23 protein-coding genes are annotated in these 19,903 nt (G+C 33.1%); 1 reads left to right on the forward strand and 22 read right to left on the reverse strand.

All coding sequences use genetic code 4. The annotated features are described in order from the left end of the window. Positions 1 to 9: 9 nt before the first annotated feature. From DHMRE_RS03040 to DHMRE_RS03100, 13 genes are all read right to left on the reverse strand, one after another. The gene (locus DHMRE_RS03040) at positions 10 to 180 is read right to left on the reverse strand and encodes a hypothetical protein (protein ID WP_322632230.1); all 171 of its coding nucleotides are present in this window, start codon (positions 178 to 180) and stop codon (positions 10 to 12) included. A 164-nt stretch (positions 181 to 344) separates the two neighbouring features. Further along, positions 345 to 770, reverse strand: a complete 426-nt coding sequence (locus tag DHMRE_RS03045) for a hypothetical protein (protein ID WP_322632231.1) — start codon at positions 768 to 770, stop codon at positions 345 to 347. Next, positions 751 to 930, reverse strand: coding sequence for a hypothetical protein (locus DHMRE_RS03050; RefSeq protein WP_322632232.1), 180 nt, complete (start codon positions 928 to 930; stop codon positions 751 to 753). The genes DHMRE_RS03045 and DHMRE_RS03050 overlap by 20 nt, the downstream gene beginning before the upstream one ends. Before the next feature lie 49 nt (positions 931 to 979). Continuing rightward, positions 980 to 1,354 carry a hypothetical protein gene (locus DHMRE_RS03055; RefSeq protein ID WP_322632233.1) on the reverse strand — a complete coding sequence of 125 codons (375 nt, stop codon included), beginning with the start codon at positions 1,352 to 1,354 and terminating at the stop codon, positions 980 to 982. A gap of 5 nt (positions 1,355 to 1,359) precedes the next feature. After that, positions 1,360 to 2,304 carry a hypothetical protein gene (locus DHMRE_RS03060; RefSeq protein ID WP_322632234.1) on the reverse strand — a complete coding sequence of 315 codons (945 nt, stop codon included), beginning with the start codon at positions 2,302 to 2,304 and terminating at the stop codon, positions 1,360 to 1,362. Positions 2,305 to 2,420: 116 nt separating this feature from the next. After that, positions 2,421 to 2,654 (reverse strand): hypothetical protein, encoded by a 234-nt coding sequence (locus DHMRE_RS03065; RefSeq protein WP_322632235.1) that lies wholly within the window; start codon positions 2,652 to 2,654, stop codon positions 2,421 to 2,423. Positions 2,655 to 2,656: 2 nt separating this feature from the next. Then, positions 2,657 to 2,848: a hypothetical protein gene (locus DHMRE_RS03070; protein WP_322632236.1), complete on the reverse strand. Its 192-nt coding sequence runs from the start codon at positions 2,846 to 2,848 to the stop codon at positions 2,657 to 2,659. A gap of 10 nt (positions 2,849 to 2,858) precedes the next feature. Beyond that, on the reverse strand, positions 2,859 to 3,089 hold the full coding sequence (locus DHMRE_RS03075) for a hypothetical protein (protein WP_322632237.1): 231 nt from the start codon (positions 3,087 to 3,089) through the stop codon (positions 2,859 to 2,861). 2 nt (positions 3,090 to 3,091) lie between these two features. Then, complete coding sequence (locus DHMRE_RS03080) at positions 3,092 to 3,301, reverse strand: hypothetical protein (protein WP_322632238.1); 210 nt, start codon at positions 3,299 to 3,301, stop codon at positions 3,092 to 3,094. A 4-nt stretch (positions 3,302 to 3,305) separates the two neighbouring features. Next, on the reverse strand, positions 3,306 to 3,554 hold the full coding sequence (locus DHMRE_RS03085) for a hypothetical protein (RefSeq protein WP_322632239.1): 249 nt from the start codon (positions 3,552 to 3,554) through the stop codon (positions 3,306 to 3,308). Positions 3,555 to 3,863: 309 nt separating this feature from the next. Further along, positions 3,864 to 4,091, reverse strand: coding sequence for a hypothetical protein (locus DHMRE_RS03090; RefSeq protein WP_322632240.1), 228 nt, complete (start codon positions 4,089 to 4,091; stop codon positions 3,864 to 3,866). Between the two features lie 14 nt (positions 4,092 to 4,105). Continuing rightward, complete coding sequence (locus DHMRE_RS03095) at positions 4,106 to 5,074, reverse strand: hypothetical protein (RefSeq protein ID WP_322632241.1); 969 nt, start codon at positions 5,072 to 5,074, stop codon at positions 4,106 to 4,108. Positions 5,075 to 5,248: 174 nt separating this feature from the next. Then, positions 5,249 to 5,614 carry a hypothetical protein gene (locus tag DHMRE_RS03100; RefSeq protein WP_322632242.1) on the reverse strand — a complete coding sequence of 122 codons (366 nt, stop codon included), beginning with the start codon at positions 5,612 to 5,614 and terminating at the stop codon, positions 5,249 to 5,251. A 290-nt stretch (positions 5,615 to 5,904) separates the two neighbouring features. Here DHMRE_RS03100 and DHMRE_RS03105 point away from each other — a divergent pair, with 290 nt between their 5' ends. Further along, a complete protein-coding gene (locus DHMRE_RS03105) occupies positions 5,905 to 6,129 on the forward strand; it encodes a hypothetical protein (RefSeq protein ID WP_322632243.1) in 225 nt (74 codons plus the stop codon). Between the two features lie 32 nt (positions 6,130 to 6,161). Here DHMRE_RS03105 and DHMRE_RS03110 read toward each other — a convergent pair whose 3' ends face one another. The 9 genes from DHMRE_RS03110 to DHMRE_RS03150 all read right to left on the reverse strand — a co-directional run bounded on the left by DHMRE_RS03110 (position 6,162) and on the right by DHMRE_RS03150 (position 19,839). Beyond that, positions 6,162 to 7,313 carry a hypothetical protein gene (locus DHMRE_RS03110; RefSeq protein WP_322632244.1) on the reverse strand — a complete coding sequence of 384 codons (1,152 nt, stop codon included), beginning with the start codon at positions 7,311 to 7,313 and terminating at the stop codon, positions 6,162 to 6,164. A gap of 308 nt (positions 7,314 to 7,621) precedes the next feature. Next, positions 7,622 to 10,981 carry a protein kinase gene (locus DHMRE_RS03115; RefSeq protein ID WP_322632245.1) on the reverse strand — a complete coding sequence of 1,120 codons (3,360 nt, stop codon included), beginning with the start codon at positions 10,979 to 10,981 and terminating at the stop codon, positions 7,622 to 7,624. Positions 10,982 to 11,005: 24 nt separating this feature from the next. Beyond that, positions 11,006 to 12,700, reverse strand: coding sequence for a GTPase (locus DHMRE_RS03120; RefSeq protein WP_322632246.1), 1,695 nt, complete (start codon positions 12,698 to 12,700; stop codon positions 11,006 to 11,008). A 141-nt stretch (positions 12,701 to 12,841) separates the two neighbouring features. After that, a complete protein-coding gene (locus DHMRE_RS03125; RefSeq protein ID WP_322632247.1) occupies positions 12,842 to 14,104 on the reverse strand; it encodes a hypothetical protein in 1,263 nt (420 codons plus the stop codon). A gap of 198 nt (positions 14,105 to 14,302) precedes the next feature. Next, positions 14,303 to 17,263, reverse strand: a complete 2,961-nt coding sequence (locus DHMRE_RS03130) for a hypothetical protein (protein ID WP_322632248.1) — start codon at positions 17,261 to 17,263, stop codon at positions 14,303 to 14,305. A gap of 166 nt (positions 17,264 to 17,429) precedes the next feature. Further along, on the reverse strand, positions 17,430 to 18,044 hold the full coding sequence (locus DHMRE_RS03135; protein ID WP_322632249.1) for a hypothetical protein: 615 nt from the start codon (positions 18,042 to 18,044) through the stop codon (positions 17,430 to 17,432). A 76-nt stretch (positions 18,045 to 18,120) separates the two neighbouring features. Then, on the reverse strand, positions 18,121 to 18,315 hold the full coding sequence (locus DHMRE_RS03140; RefSeq protein WP_322632250.1) for a hypothetical protein: 195 nt from the start codon (positions 18,313 to 18,315) through the stop codon (positions 18,121 to 18,123). Positions 18,316 to 18,431: 116 nt separating this feature from the next. After that, positions 18,432 to 18,617 carry a hypothetical protein gene (locus DHMRE_RS03145; RefSeq protein ID WP_322632251.1) on the reverse strand — a complete coding sequence of 62 codons (186 nt, stop codon included), beginning with the start codon at positions 18,615 to 18,617 and terminating at the stop codon, positions 18,432 to 18,434. 31 nt (positions 18,618 to 18,648) lie between these two features. Beyond that, the gene (locus DHMRE_RS03150; RefSeq protein WP_322632252.1) at positions 18,649 to 19,839 is read right to left on the reverse strand and encodes a hypothetical protein; all 1,191 of its coding nucleotides are present in this window, start codon (positions 19,837 to 19,839) and stop codon (positions 18,649 to 18,651) included. Positions 19,840 to 19,903: the final 64 nt, after the last annotated feature.

Genomic DNA, 19,903 nt, shown 5'->3' on the forward strand with positions numbered 1-19,903 from the left:
ATTTTTATCTTATGTAATTCAATTATCATTCGACTTTTTGGCCGCGAATACTTTTTTGACCTCAAGCCCCTCGCTTCCTTTTTTTGGTTGTAGCTCAATTGGCTTGATTTTTCCGACCCGACCGACCGACTTTTCCGCTTTTCTTGGGAGTTCACTTCAGTTAGCATTAACTCTTGGCATAGTCAATCTTTAACAATGACAAGGTTAAAGATTGCTTTCCAGAGTATCTCTAACTGGCATTATACCCCAAACAAATGGCAAAATTCGACGGGTGTGGCGAAAAAGCATGACTTTGAGGAGCCAAAAAAGGATGGGGCTTAACCGCCAAAATATTTTTTTAATATCTAATTAGCATTTTTCGGCATTTTCATCTCTTTTATCAAAACCAAAAGTGTTATTGATAGAATTATCGGCGTTAAAAACACTTGACCTATTTTATAACCCCCCAGGTGATGTTGATTTCTCCCGTGGTGTTTGTGTTCTGCTTGGTGGCATTTGCCATGTTGATGATTATGATTTTCTGCTATCAGCACCTGTTGTCTGCAATGAGAACAACAACTACTTTCTTCACAACTACTTTGGTGCTCTTGGCACTTCCGATCTGTTTTTTTATTACTTTTCACTCTTTGCCAGTCAGAACAATCTTGGCAATTAGGAAATTTGCTCTGTTTATTATTAAATTTTATCTTCTTTTTTAATCAATAAACAAAAATTCCGCAAATTATCCCTATGCTAATAATTATTGCTATTTTATTCAGATTGACCGTCACTTTTGCCCGATTTTGCTTTTGGTTTATAAAAGCCGCTACTTAAAGTATGGTTGATGCTTTTTTCTTCTAATTGCTCGGCTACTTGCCTTGTTATGGATAAGACTTGCTCTTTTTCCTTCGCGGTTAGATTTTTAACTATTAAACTTACGCTATATTTCATTTTGTTATTTCGTTATTATATTATTTTACACAGAATTTCCACTTGGCTTCTAACGTTCCAGTATTCATTCTATGCCTTGTTGTTGGAGTTTTTGCATAATTTCTTGCTGTTCTTTTTCTTCATCTTCGTATCCTTTGTTATAAACTCCATTGATTATTTCATAATATTTTTGACTTGCTGGCAATAGGTTCTCATATTTCTCTAATTCTTGTTCTACTTCTTTTATTTCTTCCTCAATTATAGGGCGAACTAGTTCGTGGATTTGCTCCTTAGCATCCTCTCCGTTTTCTGTTGTTGTTGAACCGTTTGGAATATATTGTCATAATTTATAATTGGATCAACTTTCTCAATTCTGCAAATCTTGCAATTTCTCTCGGTTTTTTTCAATCATTTTTTCGCATACGCTTGGGGTTATTACTGACATATTTTTTAACTAATTGTGGTTTTTTGTCTTCCATAGGAGAAATTGTAATTACCTTTGCCATTGTCAAAGACTTGGTTATATTCTTTAATTCCTTTAACTCGGCTTTTAAATCCTCTTTTTTCAAAGGCATCAAAAGGAGCTGTTGAGGCATTGGTTTCAGCAACATTGGCTCGCTCTTGTTTTTGGGACAAAGGGTCATGCCGCACTCCTAGATATTTTTCCATTTTTGTATGCCAAAACTCATAATCCCGGATATATCAGGCTCGGATGTCTAATTTAGGCTCATAAGTTTCGAATTTGACCTGACTGGGGTGAATACCGGTTTTACCATCTGATGCTCCTTTTTCCGGCCGCCTACTCTTTTCAAAGGCGATAAAGAAAAATATGCCTTTTTTTCACATTTGGATTAGATAATTAGCGTCCTCTTCGGCCGGTTGTTCGGGAACTATAAATATCAATTTGCGTTCACTCATAAAAGCATCTATCGCCATTTTTTTTACGGCCTCAACCATTTGTTTAATAAAATAATTGATCCGCTTCATGTAGGCTTCATTGGCTCGGTTATTTTCAAAAACTACGTATTTGTAAGGATAGGTTTTTTTATTACTTTGAATTTCTATTTTTTTGTTGGCTAATAGACGCAATTTTACTGTATCATATTTGTTTAGTAAATTACTATCTTCTTCTACCACTTCGGCTAAGAAAATTTTACCAGTAATTGCCTCGGGATCGTTTTTGTATTCTACTAAGGCTATTTTGCCGCGAGTTATTAATTCTTCTTCTACTTCGTCTCAATAATCTAACAAAGTTCCACCTCCTTCTAAAATGCTTAATCCGCAATAATAATTAAAGACAAATTCTCTGATTGCTACTTCTAAATCTTCTTCGCTATATACTGTTCCCGATAAATCATGCATTTGTTCTAGGGTTCCGTTTCAGTAGTTTACCATGTAATTTTGCTTGTTTTTAATGCGATACTAATATTCGCTTTCTTTCTTTATTATTTTCATTTTCATTTGCTATTTTGTACTACTATTTTCCATATTTGTTGATCGTGAGCATTATGTTATTCATCCAGTCTTACTCCTCTTTCTATTTCGGCTTTTAGGCCAAGGCTGGTGTAGCATAAATCGCACAGTTCCATTGTTGTTCCATCAAGGACTTGGACAACTCAAATGCTTCCATTTAATATTGCTACTCCTCCGCAATGGTCGCAGGCTCAATTTGAGGTTTCTCTTTGTGTTTCGTCAAAAGTTCTTTTTTCTATTAAATCGTATCTACTATTTTCGCGTTTTGTCATATTTAGTTGCTATTTTGCTTTATTTCATTACTGTGACAGGCTTCGCATATGATTTTAGTTTCCTCGTTTTCCTGGTTTATTCAATCATAGTAAATTCCTGGTTCGTTGTGTCCACATTCTTGGCATGCTACTTGTTCATGCATTCCAACTTTTCGCATTCCAAATACTTCTCAATTGCTAATTTGGTTGTCCACTTTTGTTCCTTTATTGTGCCATAAGGCGTTGTGTTTGTTCAAATTCAGCCTGACAATCATCGCAAGTGATTTCTTGGTGACCATCTTCGAAGTGAATTCTGTTCATTAGTTCTTCACTTCTTCCGCATATAGTACACTTGGCATTATCTAAGTCTTCTGTATGAATTTCTGTTCCAGTTATTTTCCCGTGTCCGCCAAAAAAATAAATTTTGTCAATTTCTGTAGGTTCTTGGTTATTCATAGTTATTTCAGTTTAAATCCTTTAATTTCGCCAGTATTTTTAACTATTACCTTATTCTGCTCTACTTGGGTTTGATAGCAATCTTGGCAATAGTTATTGCTATGTCCCATAATTCTCTTTAAATCATCCTTATAATACTCGTAAACTTTAATGCGATTGGTTATTTTCTCGCACGTTTCACAAGTAAAAGTTATTAGTTGGCTGTTAGTCATAATATTATCAATGGTTTATTAACTCTTGTCCCTCACGAGTACTAAAACAATCAGAGCAATAAAGATTTACCCAACCTTTGCTTTCGGTTACTCCATATTCACCTTCATCATAAAAAACATCAAATTCCGTGCGGTAAACTTCTTCTCCATCGGCAAAATATTTTCCGCAACCATGGCAAGGTCTTAGTCTATTTCCCTTTTCCGCTTCAAACGAATTTAAAAGTTTAAAGTTTTTATAAGTTGTATCATTCATAATTACTTAGTTACACCAAATAGTCGTGAGGATTTACATATTCTCTTTGGCCAATCGCATTAAAATTTTCCTCACCATGTAGTTCCTTCTACTCCTCCTTGTGGATTGTTGTTGAGAAGACTTTGAGAACAACTCTGACAAATTGGTTCAAAAAGATTGCCGCTTTCATCAGCCATTATCCAAAATTTTCTCCTTTGTCAATAGTTTCGCTACATTGGTCACATGATAGCACATATTCACCCTGATTAGTGGTTTGTTCTTCTATTGTTCAGTTCATTTCAAAATTTATTATTTCTATATCTGTTATTATTAGTCGTTCTGAAAGAGAGATGCACAAGCTTCGCACACATTTATTTCATTTCCCCCTCCAAACTCCGAGGGTTTTACTCCCTCGACAAATTCTACAGTTACATAATTATCGCCCACTTGCCATGATTTTCCACAAACATTACATCCACCCTCGTATAAATAACTCTGATCGAGATCAGTTAATTCTTCTTCTGTTACTAGGAAACTATTTTTCTCGAAAGTTACCATAATCCTTTAATTTGTTATGCTACCTTTCAAGCACAGTAGTTTAAGCAAGTTATTAATCCCGCATAAACTTTGCTTGGACAGAAGAACCAGTTAGTTTGCGTTTCTGGCTCGTATTTGTGTTCTAATCCTTTATTTCTATCACGTGGTTTCAATACCATCACTCGCTTATCGAACATCACTATTTTGTACTTATTTGGTAAACTGGTTTCAATTACTTCCCCAAATCTTTCTTTTAAATCCACAAATTTAAAGTTAAAGGCTTGGCTGAATTTACCAATCGCTAATAAGTTGTGAACAGTGGAGTCTAATACTAGGAAAATGTCTTTTAATTTCTTGGTATTAGTTTTTACTTTGGTTCTAGTAGCAGGATCTGTTGGTTGATCTGCCGGCTTCATTCATCCTAATTGGAAAAGGTCATTTTTATTTAAAAATGCTGAACTGGTATTATAAATTGCTCCTAATACTTTATCAGCCTCACTAAATCACTTATCTGACATTTCATATAAATTGCCATCGGGTGCTTCTCCATTTTCTAAATTAGTAGTGTTTTTTTTGTAATTGCCATCGGTGGTTCAAATTTCTTCAACTTTCTCGTTAATATCATCAGTAATTTGTTCGGCTATGTTTTCTTTTAGTTGGGTAGTTAATTCTGCTACTTTGGCAGGGGTATCCAAGGCTTCTTGGAATCTGTCTTCTACCACCAAATCATAATAAACTTTATCTATTACTGATGGGATATCGATTCAAGCGATATCTATTTGCCGGCTAAAATCATTTCCGGAATGAACCGACAAATCAGGTCTAAATTTAATACCGGCTTTAGGTTGAGTTAAAATGTACCTTGCCTGCCCGGCGTATATTTGGATTTTGTTTTCTGAGAATAAATCCAAGTAGCGGCTATCAGCCTTAACCAATTGGATTATTTCGTCTTGTTGTATTTTCTGTTCTAATAAATGTAAGTATTGGCTTCTATCGACTGTCATTTGATTTTAAATCTTGGCAGTCGGTTTTGGTAGCAGTCGGTTTTACTCACCATTTGGTGTCTTACAACATATTTCTTAAGAGGGGTAACCGAACTGCCTTTTTGGTGAACCCCCCCTTGGGGAGGAAATTGTTGAGCAGTTCGGTTATTTTTAAAGTTTGTTAATTTAAACTTCTTACTTTTTCTTGTTTTGAATTAATTGCTGAAAAGAGCCTGTCATCAATGATTCAAGTTCTCTGGAACTAGCATCTTTTTGCATCTGAATATTCATCCGTTCGCGTTCCATAGTAGTTTGCCGCAAGTTTTCGGTTTCGCGATTGGCTAACCTATCCTTTAAGTGTCTAATTTCTTGCTTTAATCCTAATACTTCGCCATTAGCGGCTACATAAAGCCGGCGGTATTCATCTCTTTCTTTTTCTACTGTTACTACTGCAGCTTTGGCTTTTTCAGCAAAAGTGGCTATTTCTTGAGCGTCACTTTTTTGAGTTAAATCGTCACTTTCTGTTATTGTTGTGGTTAAATTTTTATTTTCTTCTGTCATTTGATTAATTGCTTAAATGAAATGGCAGTTCAGTTTTGTTTTCGATTTCGTTAGATATCAATATACATTTTACAATATATTCACCATGTAGAGAGGCATGCGGGAGGATTTTAAAAAAATATAAAAAATTACTATATATCATATGCAAAAAGAAATTAAAAAAAAATCAAATTAACTTTAAATGTATATTTTGTGCTTCTGATTTAGGTTGATATATCGAAGAAGAGGCAAGGGTAATAAATACAAAAGACAAAAAGATAATACAATCAGTTCTTTTATGCGTGAATTGCATGGGAGGTGGATTTCCTCCTGCTGAAAAGGATTTAAAAGTGATTAATGAGGGCTGAGAGAAAGGTGGTTTGCTAATTCCTAACTTAAAAGTAAACCCACGAGGCGAATTATTACTAAAACTTTTGCAACAAATGCTAAACCAAAAAGAAATACAGGTTAGATATATTGATGGAAAAATATATTTGGAAAGTAATAATTTAGTAGTGGAAATAAAAAAGAATTAAGAGTTGTTGTTGTTGTTGTTGTTGTTTTTGCTCTATTTTGCTTTATGTCTTTCTTTGATTTTATTCAAGTAGTTTTTAATTGATTGTAGAATTTCTTGTCTGTCTTTTTTATTTTTTACAATAGTTTTTCAAGCAAATCCCGAGTAATAGCCACGTTTATCATTTGGTTTTCAAATGCTATCAACTACTTCTTGATCTTTCATTTTTTTTAAAAATATGCTGATTTCACTTTTTAATGGTTCAATGCCTAAAAAAGATTTCTGATTTTTCTTATCATAAGTGAAACACCTGTGTTTTCCTGATGGCTGTGGTTGAGTCGCTTTTCCAGTTATTTCTTTTTTGTCTAATGAACGAATAAATTTGTCAATTATTTCTATTTCTTCTCTAATTCACCGATCGAGATTATTTTCATCTAAAAATTTATCAATGCTGGTTTTTTCACTTTCAACATTTTTAGTGTCGTTTTCTTTCTTATCACGCACGCTCGGTTGCACATTGTCGCTGGTTTTGGATTTTTTATCTATTGGGGGTTTTTTCAGTTGTTTAGTTTTGGGAATAATAACAATAAAACTTTTATTTTCTACCCCCAAAATCTCTTGTGCTTCATTTCTTCTTTTTTGCTCCCTATTGACCAAAGAGATTAAAGCAAATAAATTTTCTTTGTCTTCATATCTCCTAGCCTCTACCAAAATTACTCCATCTTTGTCAGCATCTGTTCTTAAATGATCATTGCCATGCCCGCCTTTATGAAAGCTATAGCAATCAACTATGCAAATAAGTATTATGTTTTTCAAATTATCTTTTGCACTACTGTCATCATTTCATTTGATTTTAACTTTCAAACGAAGTGCGGTATCTTTTATGGCATAGTAATTTGTATGGTTGCTTTCTAATTCTCTTTTGTACTTTAATATTTGTGTTATAGGATCTGAATCATTTTTTCTTTTGTATTCTATAAGTACTGGTTTTGTTTTTTTTGCCCTTTTTTGATAAGCAGCTAAAGCATCAACAATGTTGTCTTTATTGTTGCGATTGTGTTCAGGTATCGGTCATTGGTTTTTTATATGAATCAAGTTGGGGAAAAAATATCTCAAATTTTCAGCAAAAAAGTTTTCCATTTCTGTTTCACTAACAAATTTCTTGGGTCGGAGAATATTTTTCACAGCACTTTTTTTGTTAACCATAGCCTATTTTTCCTCTTTTTTTCGTAATAAAAGCATTAATACTGATGACTTTAATTTCTTTATGATCTTTTCTTCCTTACTTTCGAGAGGTATATCCTGATAGTGGAAAAAGATTTATCACGTTTTAGAACCAGTAATTTTGTCTACCGAATAAACTATCAAACTTATTAGACAAGGGGAAATAAGTTCCCCTTTTTGTTACTACTATTTTAATAATTAATTTCCGCTTTTGGTTTACTTTGGTTCGCAATTAACCGAATCTTTTTAACTTTTCAGCGGAAAATAAATTTAAGAAAAGTAGTAATTATTTACTTTAGGAGGACTTCTACTTGAGATTGGTACTCAGATTCATCATCATCAGAAATTTCCACAAGACTAATAGGTTCTGAAATTGCAGTTTCAGATTCAGTATCATATATGTCAGAATCATACACGTCTTGAGAATGTATTTGTTTAATTGGTTCTGGTTTAATTCTATTGACCTCTAAAAATTGTTTTTTGATTTCATTATCATCTTCTTGATCCATTTCATCTAACCATCGAGCGATTATTTCAACTATTTCTGTTGCTGTAGGTCTTTTATCAAAATCTTTATCCATACATTTCATAGCTAAATTAATATAACAATCAGGTCCTAAACATTCCGGTCTAAATCCATTTATAATTCTTAAAGTAAGGTCGTCACTAAACGGAATTCCATCAAATGCCCTTTGTCCAGTCGAAATCTCTGTCGCGATAACTCCAAGACTATAAATATCTGATGCTTTGGCATACGGTTGACCTACTAAAATCTCAGGTGCTATATACGGAAGAATTCCACAAATTTTTCCCTCCTTTACTTTAGCAAGTGCAAGATCAGCAATATGTGCACTATGCAAATAATCTTGTAAAATATTACCAGAGTGCAAATCTCGATGAACTAATTCTTGTGAATGAATTGCCTCAAGATCAGAAGCGATGCAATTTAACAGATTCAACTTATCTTTCCATTCTAATCGTGATACTTCTACAAGATTTTGTCGTAACGAACCTTTTAGTGCAATTTCCATAACAATAATATAATCACCATAATTATTTCTCGACACTCCAAAATAGTTCAAGAACGAAGGATTCTCGTAACCAATTTCACAGTGATTTTTCAATTCCTGGATAAATTCTTGTTCATTTTTGTTTGAATCATGAATCACTTTAAGTGCAACATCATTCCATGTACCATTAATTCTATCGAACCAATTTGCATAATATACAGTAGCAAATCCTCCTTTTCCTATTTTCCTGATATCTCTGAAGTCATTATAATCAATCCAAGATAATTTAAATCTCTCATCATCTAATATTCTCTTAAGTTCAAGATTGATATGATCTGGCGATTTATTAGTTTTCAAAAGACTTCTATATTTTCTAAACCAATAATTTGCACTCTGAATATCTCTTTTCGTACCGATACCATTTCGATAGAATCGAGCAATATTATGCATTGCTTCTTTAACACCCATATCGGCAGACTTTCTATAATATTCAAATGCTTTATTATAATCTCGATAAACCCCTTTTCCATTTGCATAGCAATGACCAACATTACATATTGCAGAAGCATTACCTAAATCAGCCGGTCTCTTATAATATTCAAATGCTTTCTGAAAATTTTTTTCTACTCCAATTCCATGCTGATAACAATTCCCAACATCATTCATCGCTTTCTGATTTCCTAAACCAGCTGCTTTCAAATAATAATCAAAAGCTTTCTTTTTATCTTTTTCAACACCAGCTCCGTACTGGTAACAATCACCAACCTTAAGCATTCCATTAGAATTGCCCATATCGGCGGATTTCATATAGTACACGAATGCCCTATATTCATCCTTTTCTACTCCAATACCATCCAAATAACAATCACCAAGTTTATATTGTGCCAAACTATCTCCACTTTCCGCAGATTTTAAAAGTAATTCAAAATCTTTTTTAACTTTTTCAGAATAATACTCTTCTTTTAATTGTTTAATGCTTTCAATAACATAATTTAACACTACTTTAGTAGTTAATTTCTTATCATCTCTCAATCAGGCACAAAAAAGAGCATCATTTTCCGGATTAAAACTTCTTCTCAAAGCATTAGCCCATTCATTAACTTCTTCAATGCTAAATCCTTGTTTTTGTCATTCTCCAAATACCTCTTTATAATTTAGCAATTGTTTGTTTAGTTCGATTAATTCTCGTTCTCTCTTTTCTGTTTCAACTTCAATTTCCTCTAATGATAAAATCATCAGATCTTCCTTATCCTCCGAACTTTTTTCCAATTCTTGCAGTTGATTTCACAATTCATCAAAATTATTATCTATATTAGAAAGATCAACGCTATCTCCAACAATACTGCTAATAAAAGTATTGCCTCCTGCTACCTCAGCAATTTCATTATAGTTATTAAAAATGTGTTTTAAGACTTCTTTCCGAATAGTTTCTTCTTTTTCAGCAATCTCTTCTTTTAATTTTTTAACCTCCTCTAACTCTTTTATTTCTTCTCGTAATATGTCAGTTCTTTTCTTAAGGTTGGTTTTTATATCCCCGCTTCTTTCAAGTGATTTTCTAACGGCTGAAAAAATTTTAAGTACGGGTGTTTTTTCTTCTTGTTGAGAGAGCAACTTTGTTTCATTACTTTCTGTACCTGACTGAGAAATTCCCTTAAAATCATTTTCATCATTTTTAATTGCTGTAGAAACTTGAATATTAGTTACTTTAACTTCTTCCTTTCTTTTAATTTCTAGACCCAACCTTTTCCTTTTTTCTTCTAATTCTTTTCTCTTTCTGATCTTTTCTTCCATATAAGAAAAAATATCATCACTTAGTTTTTGCAATTTAGAAGGTTGGTAAGGAGATTCTTGATTTTGGCAAACTTTTTTTAAATGTTTAAGTAATATTTCTCTAGATTTGCTTCTTGTTATTTTTCTTTCTTCAATTTCTTTTTTATCTTCATCATCAATAATATCAAGATCTAAAGAGGGGTTGTCAACATGAACGATACCGTTGCATGAGTTAATTATTTTGCTAAGTTCTTTGTGAGTGAGTAAAGATTTTTTGTCTTCCTTGCATTCTTCCTCGCTTCCAAAATTGGAAAAATTAGTTCGAATAACAGTAGTGTGATTAACGACTGAATTGTCAAAAATGATTGACTTTAATAAACTATAATTTGCTATTTCTTTTTCATCAAAACGACCACTAATAACAAAGATTACTTGACTAATGCCTTCCCGTGCTAAGTAAACCGCTTCAGCTAGTTTGTCTAACACCTCTTCTCTCTTTAATTGAGTATCACCAATTCCTACCGTGTCAATTGCTACATAATTGATACCACTTTCAGTAAATTCTTCTCTTTGAACTTCTCTAGTTACACTAATGCTTGATCCGCTTTCGATAAATTTTTCAGTTCCACTAATTACATTAGCTAAGGTAGACTTACCACTACCAGTACTGCCAATTAAGATTATTGTTTTGCCGCTAATATTTTTTTCTGGTGTTTGATTGGGAAGCGGTTCTTGTGTTTTAGGAGTAGAAATTTCTTCTATTTCGCTTAAATTATCACTAGTGTCTTTATCTTTTTTTTTGCTTTTAAAAAAAGCGAATATTTTTTTAATACCTTTCTTTTTTTTTGATTCTTGATTATTTGGTAGCATGATTTTTTTATTTATTTCTCAAATCTACTTTGCTTCTTGAATTATTTGAGCTAATTGAAAGATTTCATTTTCTTGAATTTCTTTTCTCACTTGTTCAGCTGTATTAGTTTCTAGATCATCAATTTGTTGTTTAATTTCCTCTTCTTTCTGGATGGTGTCTGCTTGATCTTTTTCTTTTTCTAACTTTTCTTTCTCTGCAAAATAATTCTCAATTAAAGTTTTAATATCTTCTATTTTTTCTCATTCTTCTGGTTTAAAAGGATTTCTTTCACAACTATCATGTAAATGATCTAATACTATTTCCCGTGAAGTGTTGCGATTTTTATCGTTATTATTGTTAACATGCAGAAGACCTCGACAACTATTGATCGTTTGCTTAATCCCCAAGTCTTCCTCCTTCAATGATTTTATGTCATTTTCACGCCTCTCTTTACTTTTAAAATTATCAAAATTAGTTCTTACTATGGTGATAAGGGATTCAGTAATTTTCAAAGCATTTAACTTACCAAACGCTTCTTTTTCTTTATCAGAAAACCTTTTTTTATAGACAAATAATACGTGACTTAGTCCTTGAGAAACTTCACTAATCGCTTTACCAATTCTAATTAATTCTTCTTTTTCATTCACTTCGGTATCACCAAAACCAATGTTATCAATCACGCAGTAGTAATTTCCTTTTCATTCAAATTCACTACTTGGTCTGCCCCATTTAGTTTCCGGTGTTGATTTATTGCTTTCTATGAAGTCTTTACTGCTACTTAACACATTGGCTAATGTTGACTTACCGCTTCCAGTTCAGCCAACAATTAGAATGTTTCTAGTAGTGATTTCTTCATGAGAATAATTAGATTCAGAATAATCATCATGAACGTATTCACCATCAGTCAAGTATTCATAACTCCTTTTACCAATCATTCTCTTAATACTTACTTTGCAAGGAGTAACTATTTTAACTTTTTGTGCTTCTAATTTAACTCGTGTTCTTTTTCATGGCGAACAAGGAATGTCAAAACTTTTTTCAAAAGTCCTAGTTTCAGTATTTTTAATAGTGTTAGAAGTACTAGATTTTTTTTCAAATTTCCCACCGACTCCTATTGTAGCAACAGCCGAGGGAGCTAATTTAAGATCAGCCGAAACCCCTCAAGTAAAATCAGTAGATAAAGTAAAGTTGTACTCTTTTTGGATTGATTCAGTAAATTTAAAAGTATGTTTCAAAGTATTTCCGCTTTTATTATCATAACACTGAGGAGCATCAGTTAACACCTTTTCAGATTTAATTTCCTTTTTTCTATCTTCATAAAGTTCGATATCCTCTATTGTTTCTTCATAGTTGGCAATATTTTCCGTGGATTGTTGTTTAATAATAATCAATCATTTTTCTTCGGGTGATAAATAAAATTTTTTGTCATTTACTTCTAGGTATTCATCTTTTTTATCTTTTCTTTGCAAACTCATTCTACCATCACTATTTTGTTTAACAATGAAAATCAGAGCATTTTCAAAATCGGTTGAAAAACTTCGTGATTTTGATAAAAGATTTGTCAAGGATTTATTCGTCTTTTTGGAAAGATAATCATTATCTTTAATATTTCTTAATTTAATTGTGTTTTTCTCGGCATCATCTACTTCTACTAGCAAGGGATTGCTATTGTTAATTGTAACGATATCTCCACTGTAGAGATTGAGATTATTTTCTAATTTGATAGGCTCGTTTACCATGTTTTTTTATTAAATGTGTTAGTTAGTTTAAATTTTCCAATCACTACTCGGTAATTAAGCCCTTTATATAGCAAACCAGGTAGCAATTGATTTTAAAATTATTCTAATTTGCTATTTACTATCGTTTCGACCATAGGCAATTTAATATTTTTTTCTTTTCTGACGATTTCTCATCAAGATGATAGTAATTAAAATTCCAACAAAAACAATTGCTCCTCCCCCAATTACCCAAGGCATTTTACTGGACTTATTATCTTGCTTACCTACTTGTCGTAACTGCGTAATTTTCTGCTCTAATTCTTTTTCATCCACTTTATTTTTCCCTATTTTCTGTAAATAATCCTTAAATCTTTGTCACATAGTTCTTTGTTCATTATCCATACCAGCATTGTTTTCATCAGTTAATTCCTCGCTACTAATAGTTTGAGGAGGTGAACTATTAGTACTAGTTTGTTTGAAAGAAATTAATAAACTTCCATCAGCCTGTTGAGTAATTGAATGAATATTATTGGCAATAAAATATTGCTGAATTTGGATTAAAGTAGGTAAAAAAGTTTGATTTGCTTGGCTAGTCTGATTGTCATTTTGATTTCCATTTTCTCCATCGTTATTATTATCACTGTCTTCGCCGTTGCTATCGTTTGAATTAGTTGGAGAATTGCCTTTTATTTTCTTTAATTTGTCTATTATAATTCTATCCTCCTCTTTAATCTTGCCACTCATAAAGTCCCCCTCTTCTAGGTTTTTTATTCGGTAATTTATACAATAAGGGCGGCCATATTTATCCAATAGCAGACCAACAGTTGCGTCAGTTGGTTTAAATTTTGTTCCACATTCATAACATTTCGCTTCGCAATCGTGGTTAACTTTGTTGGCAGTATTATGGAAAGCGAGCATTCTTTCCATATTAGTTTTGGGTTCTTTTTCTCCCGTGCTTCTAACCCTTTTTGCACAATAAGAACAGTGAAGAGTTTGTCTGGAGTCAGTGACAGAGAAATCTTTCCTAGTTTGACAAGTTCGGCATACCATTCAACTCTCCCAAAATCCCCCATTATAATGACTATATTTGTCATAAGAAGCAGGATGATTTAACCATTTGTCGCATTTTTCACAATATCTTCTTTCTAAGTCGCTTTTATCTTCGGGTTCATTATCTCCCTCTCTAACTGGAATTCCTTCATTTTTTGGGTCTTTTGTTCCGTGGTAATTACCATCTTTGTTCTGCTCTCTCTCTTGCACTTTCAATAATCCTTGCTTGATTAATGATTCGCATTCGACTTGTTTCCTGGTTCAGCAAGGAAAACAATAATCCCCCACTTTGTCATTCTCCTTGTAGAGTTCATAATATTTACCTACTGGAATTTCATTTTGGCAACTTGAACATTTTTTTACAACTTCTGACATATATTTGTAATTTTTATGTTTTTGTTATATAATATATAGTAATTTTAATAATTTTTGTTTCCCTCGCTTATTTTTTTTTATTTGGTAGCGAGATTTTATTTTGCACTCTAGTTCCCTCTTTGACTACTCTTTTTATTTTTTGGGAGGCGTTTCTATTTGGGCTACTTGTTGCCCTAATTTTAATTTACCTATTTCTTGTTAAATTTGTCTTAACAGCGAATCATATTCTTCTTGGATAAGAATTCTTTGCACACGTTCTTCTACTTTTAATTCCAATTTATCTTTTTTTGCTCTCGTTTTTAGGAAATCTTTCAAGAAATAAAGTTTGAAGTCAGTAGAAGTAAGGTTAATTTTCAACTCTTCGGCAACTATCTTGCTAATTCATAATCTTTTTATTTCCTCCCCATAAATATCCTCTTCTCTAGCAAAATCAATTCAATATCCCCTTTCCTCATTTAGTAAATCGTGAGTGCGAACTTTGGCAATTTCAATTCCTCGATAGTCTGATTGTTCATAATTTATTGCTATTCTTTCTTTTTGCTCACTTTCTTCTTCCGGAGTTTCTACCAGTTCTGGTCTCCAATCCTTTTTATAGCCCGGTTCTCATTTTTGTTCTTTTCAGTCATATTTTTGCCAGTCAGTCACTAAATTTAGTACACTTTCATAACCTGTTACTCGGCCATTTTTATCCTTTACTTCTTCAACATCCCTTTTTTGGGTTAAAGGCAATAAATAATAAGTTCCATTAATTTCATAAGTTAGGTTAAGGGTTCCTTCCCCGCTTGGGTTGGTTACATATTCTTTTTCTGCAACTTGGTCTAAATAAGGAGCCTGATTAAATAATCCTCGTACTTTAAAAGTAATTAGGAAGTCAAAAACAGTCACTAAATTCATAATTCCTCCCCGCACTCCAAATTCTTCGGTAATGCACATTTTCAAAAAATTATCATTTATCCTTTCTCTTATTAGTTGTTGGTCGGGAGTAAAATTATTCGGTTCATATCTTTTGTTATATTCATCCTCATCATACTTTATCTCTATGCCATTTATGCTTTCTGTTCCTCTAATATTACTGGGAAAATATTCTCGGACAAAAGCATCTCTTCTATTTTTTAAAATTTCTAGTCTTTCCTCAAATTTTAATAATTGAATATTAACCCTTTTGCAACGAGAACGAACAAAGTCAGGCACTCTATCTCAATAATTAGCCGTCAGCATGATTATAGTTTGGCTTAAATCGACATCCCATTCTAAAAATTCATCAAAATAGGCAAAGTTAATTTCTCGGTCAGTCATTTGTCCTACTACGAACATTACTGTTTCTTCTTTAACTTTTTCAAATTCATCCAAGAGGATTATCGATGCTTGGCTTGGCAAAGCATAAACTTTCCCGGATAATCTACCTATTCTTTCTTTTAAGTTTAGATACATTATTTGTTCTTTTTTGGAACCATATTGATTAATCGCATTCAAAGCAGTTTGTAAGCGATCCCCATCCTTTTCTTGCTCCTCGATGGCTTTAATTTCGCTTTCAATATATTTCATCCGTTCCTGCTGATTATTAGTTGGTTTGGCCTTATTTTTTAGTTTATTTAATAACTCTTGCCATTCTTTTTTAGTCCTAAATACTGCCCAAGTTTGCTCACATAAGGCTTCAGTCACTCGTCCATAAGAAGCATTATCCAAAGTTGGTCGCATTCCTTTTAAAACTTTGGTGTGATTTTGCCCAGCCATACCAATTATGACTATGGGACGCTTATAAGCCTTGGCCAAGGTTTTGCTGATCTCAGTTTTACCCACTCCGGCTTTTCCTACTAAACAATAAAAGGTTTGGGGCATTTTTTTCCCAATACTGCGATAATAGTGGGCTACTTCAGTCCGATTTCTTAATTCGGCTTTAAATTCAGTAAATCCAGTTATGCCATTCATTACTTTATCGAAATTCTCTAAATCCGACCAAATAATCTCTTCAGTAAAGGCTAAAATGAGACCTTTCATACCTTTTTCTCTATTCTCTTTGGTTGTACTACTACGAGAGGCGAGCCTTTTTGTTTCATTATACCTCCTTACCAAATTCTCTAAAACCAACGTGTCTTCTACTGGTTCTCCTCTTTCTTTTAAGGATTGATATTCGTCAAGGGTTAATTTTTTAAATTCATCTTTTTGCTTTTTTCTCCTTTTCTCTTCCTCGCTTTCCAGAGTTTCTTCTTCAATGCCTATTATTCCTTTTCCGCGGCTTGACTTATAATCAAAAGTTCCGGTTAGAGGATTTCATTCACAACTTGCACCAAATGAGCCATAAAAATTATGGGAAAAACTATCCACATATTCAGCAATTGGTATTTCTAAGGACATACATTGGTCAATAATTTTCGCCATTTGCTGAATAAATTGCGGTTGTTCCTCCTTGGTACTCAGGCGAGTAGTATTGTCCCTTTGTGTTCCCTTATCCCGATCTTTATCTCTTTCTGTTAACTTGTCAGTGCCGTGGTCTAAATTAGGTCTTATTTCTCATCTATTTTTTTCTTTATTTCAACTTCTTAATCCCGTTATTCTAGTTGCTTCAGCCGATAATCAATTACTCCGAGTATTTTTTAGTTCAGTTATTACTTTGCTATCATGGGTGCCATATTCTCCCCCAATCATATCCACGGTTTTGATAGGTGTTTCTTTGCTAGTTACTCGCTCTCCTTCTTGGCGTTGATTTTCTTTGTCAACGGTTCTATCCACACTTTTATCTTGGAACCTGTCTTTAATAGTGTTACCAATGGTCTTATCAGTGCTTTTTAAAGTTATTAATTTCTCTATTTTTAACTTAATGTTGGGGTATAATTTTTGGAATAAATCTTCCTTTCTTTTTAATTCTTGAAATTTAGTGGCTATTTCAGTAGCAAAACGATCAAAAAAGTTTTCCGGAGTTCCATAATAAACATTGTTTTTTCATTTGTCATAAACTTTTTGAGTGAACCACTTGGCCGTAAATTCTATTATCCTTTCTCTGTTATCAGTACGCAAGCCCGCAAAAAATCGAGTTTGCATCTTCGCTCCCACTCAAAATTTTTCGAAATCAGGGTACTTATTAGCGATAGTTTTAGATTGTATTGTGTTAATTAACAATCTTTCATCCTTATTAAAGGTTTGTCAAGGGTAAAGGGCCATTTTTTAATAAATGGCAGATCGGTTTTTATTAACACAATTTTAGGTGATATTTTGTTCTCTTTTGTTTTTTCTGACCTCCAATTCTCTTTGTATTTTTTTTCTAGTTCCTCAAACTCTCTTTCGTATTCAGGGTCGCTGTGGATCTTATCTCATATTTCTGCTTTTTTTATCCTTCCAAATCCTTGTCTCTTTCCTCGTAATGATAATTTCTCTGATCTAAATACTTTCCTCCTTTATATTTGGGTTTATCTACACATAGACAGTCATATTTGCTTTCGCCAGGATTTCAAGTATCCCGACCGTCACTAGTGCGGGGGCAGTATAAATCGGCAGGAATTATTTCATTTTCTCAACATCCCTCACACACTTTGGCTATTCTTCGCGGATCTATTCCTATGCTTATTTTGTTAGCGATGTGAACTTTGTGCGGTTTTCCCCGGATTGTGTTTTTACACACAGCACACGTATAGACTTTATCTTCGCCAGTACTTTTATGGGCTTTTTTCTTGGCACTACTTAAACAATTAGTACATATTCAAATGTCTTTTAAATTGCTTAATTCTTCTCATGCTTTTCGGATTAGATTTTGGTATTTGTGATCTTTAATCCTTTTTTCTTCCTCATTTAAGTCATTACGGAATGGCAATTCTGATCTTTTATCCTCATACTTCTTTTTGGCTTCTAAATAAGTTTCAGCCGCTCGTTTATTTTCCCCTACTGCTTCTAATTCTGATATATCGTGAGAATGTTTACACCATGAGCATTTAAAGGTTTCTGTCATACTGCTTTAAAAAAATATTTTTAGTCTTTTTCTGCCACTTCTTAATGGTGGTAATTTGGCTTTTTACTTTTCTTTATTAGAAAGGATCTGGTTCTATTTTGTGACCACAACTTCCGCAAACAATTAACTGTTCTCCCGTTTCCTTGTTTTCTATTTTATATAAGTAAATATTGTCATCACTTACCTTACTTTTTTCTTCCCCACATTTTTCGCATTTTTCGCCATCTACTGCTCGTCATTCTTCTAAGATTTTCCATTTTGTTTCTTTCATATCAATTACATTTTACCCTAAAAAGAAAGGCGGGCCCAATTTGCTATTTTTTATCCCCAAAATCTCCAAACTCTTTTGTTTATATGAGCAAAAATGGGTGGGTCACTTTTATTGCCTTAATTTTCCACTAATATGCTTTTGCATCGAACACAAACATTCATGGGAATAGCAGCTGTTTGTTGATTTTGGACCACATACATATAACCTTTTTCTACTGTAATATGACAATTCTCACAATTATTATATTTGGTAGCAAAACTGTCAATTACTTTTCATTTGTTCTGTAATTTTTGACTTATCACGCACGCTCGGCTGAGTGATGTCGCTCTTGTTTTATCTGGCTTGGTACTTGTCCCTAATTTTCTTTTCCCTTTGTCATAAATAATCAATGTTTTTGTTGATAATTGACTGATATTTGGCTAATGCTCTTTTTTGTTCCGAAGTTCCCCACTCTTTCCATTCTAAAAATTTAGTCAACACTTGAATTAAGTATCCTAGATTTCAGTCTTCAGCCATTACTACTTCTCGTAATTTGGTTTCTATTAATCTTTCACTTGGATTAGTCCCGGCCGTTCCTCCTAATTCTGCTACTTGGCTTTTTAGTATAGTTATTTCAGCCTCCTTATTTTTCAATTCTTTTTCTATTTCCCCCGGTTTCTTTTCGGCAAATTTATCAGTTCATTCTTTTAACAGACGAGAATTCTGCTTATTTTCATGTCTTTCTCGGGACAATTGCTCGGGAGTATGATCGGGAAACTTTTCGGTTCATTTCTTTAATTCCTTTGCCTTTTTTAATTGATTTTTTCAGTCCTTTGGCAAACCCTTGACATTTAATTCATCATAAACCTTGATTTTTTTTTGTTCTTGTTGGGCCAAAATTTTAGAAGCGATGTCATCATCTCACTTTTTATAAATATCACCTATTTTTTCTTTTATTTTTTTGGATGGCAAATTAGAAGCCAATAGGCGAGAAAAAATTTGACTTCTGTGCTTTTGGTTGTTTGCTCCTTTTTTGCCGCCTAATTCATTTATAATTTCCTCGTACAAGGATATTGTCTCATCCTTTACGTTAATCAGAGTATTAGATTTGTTAACATCTGCTTCTAGTTCTCTTATTTTCTCATTAGCCTCTTTTAGAGCCTGGGCTAGTTGATAATTTACTCCTTTTTTTACTTTCTCTTCTAACAGATCATTTTCAGCCGTTAGTTTTTGTAAATTAATTAAGTATGTTTGAGCCTGGTTAGCATGAAATTTTACTTGCTGTTGGAGTTCTTTAACTTTGCCAATATAAGGGTTAAAGTTGGGGTTGTGAATGTTTTCAGGGTCAGTTAGAGAAATATTATCCTTAACGGGTTTAAAAGGTGGAGTTGGTGGGGGCGTGGGTATTCCTTGGTCGGAGTAAGTCGGAATATTATTTTTTACTGTTCTATTCTTTGCCCTTTGTTTTTTCAGGTCAGAAGGTTTTAGACCTGGTTTTACTTTTTCGTTAATTTCTTTTTGCAATTGGGTTTTGTTGTTAGTCATAGCAATGAACTACTCACCTCTTAATTCTTACGAATTTGAAGATGGGAGATTCGTAGAGGTCAGA

The sequence above is a fragment of the endosymbiont DhMRE of Dentiscutata heterogama genome, from assembly GCF_002888635.2.
Classification (GTDB): Bacteria; Bacillota_I; Bacilli_A; order Mycoplasmatales; family CGIF01; genus CGIF01.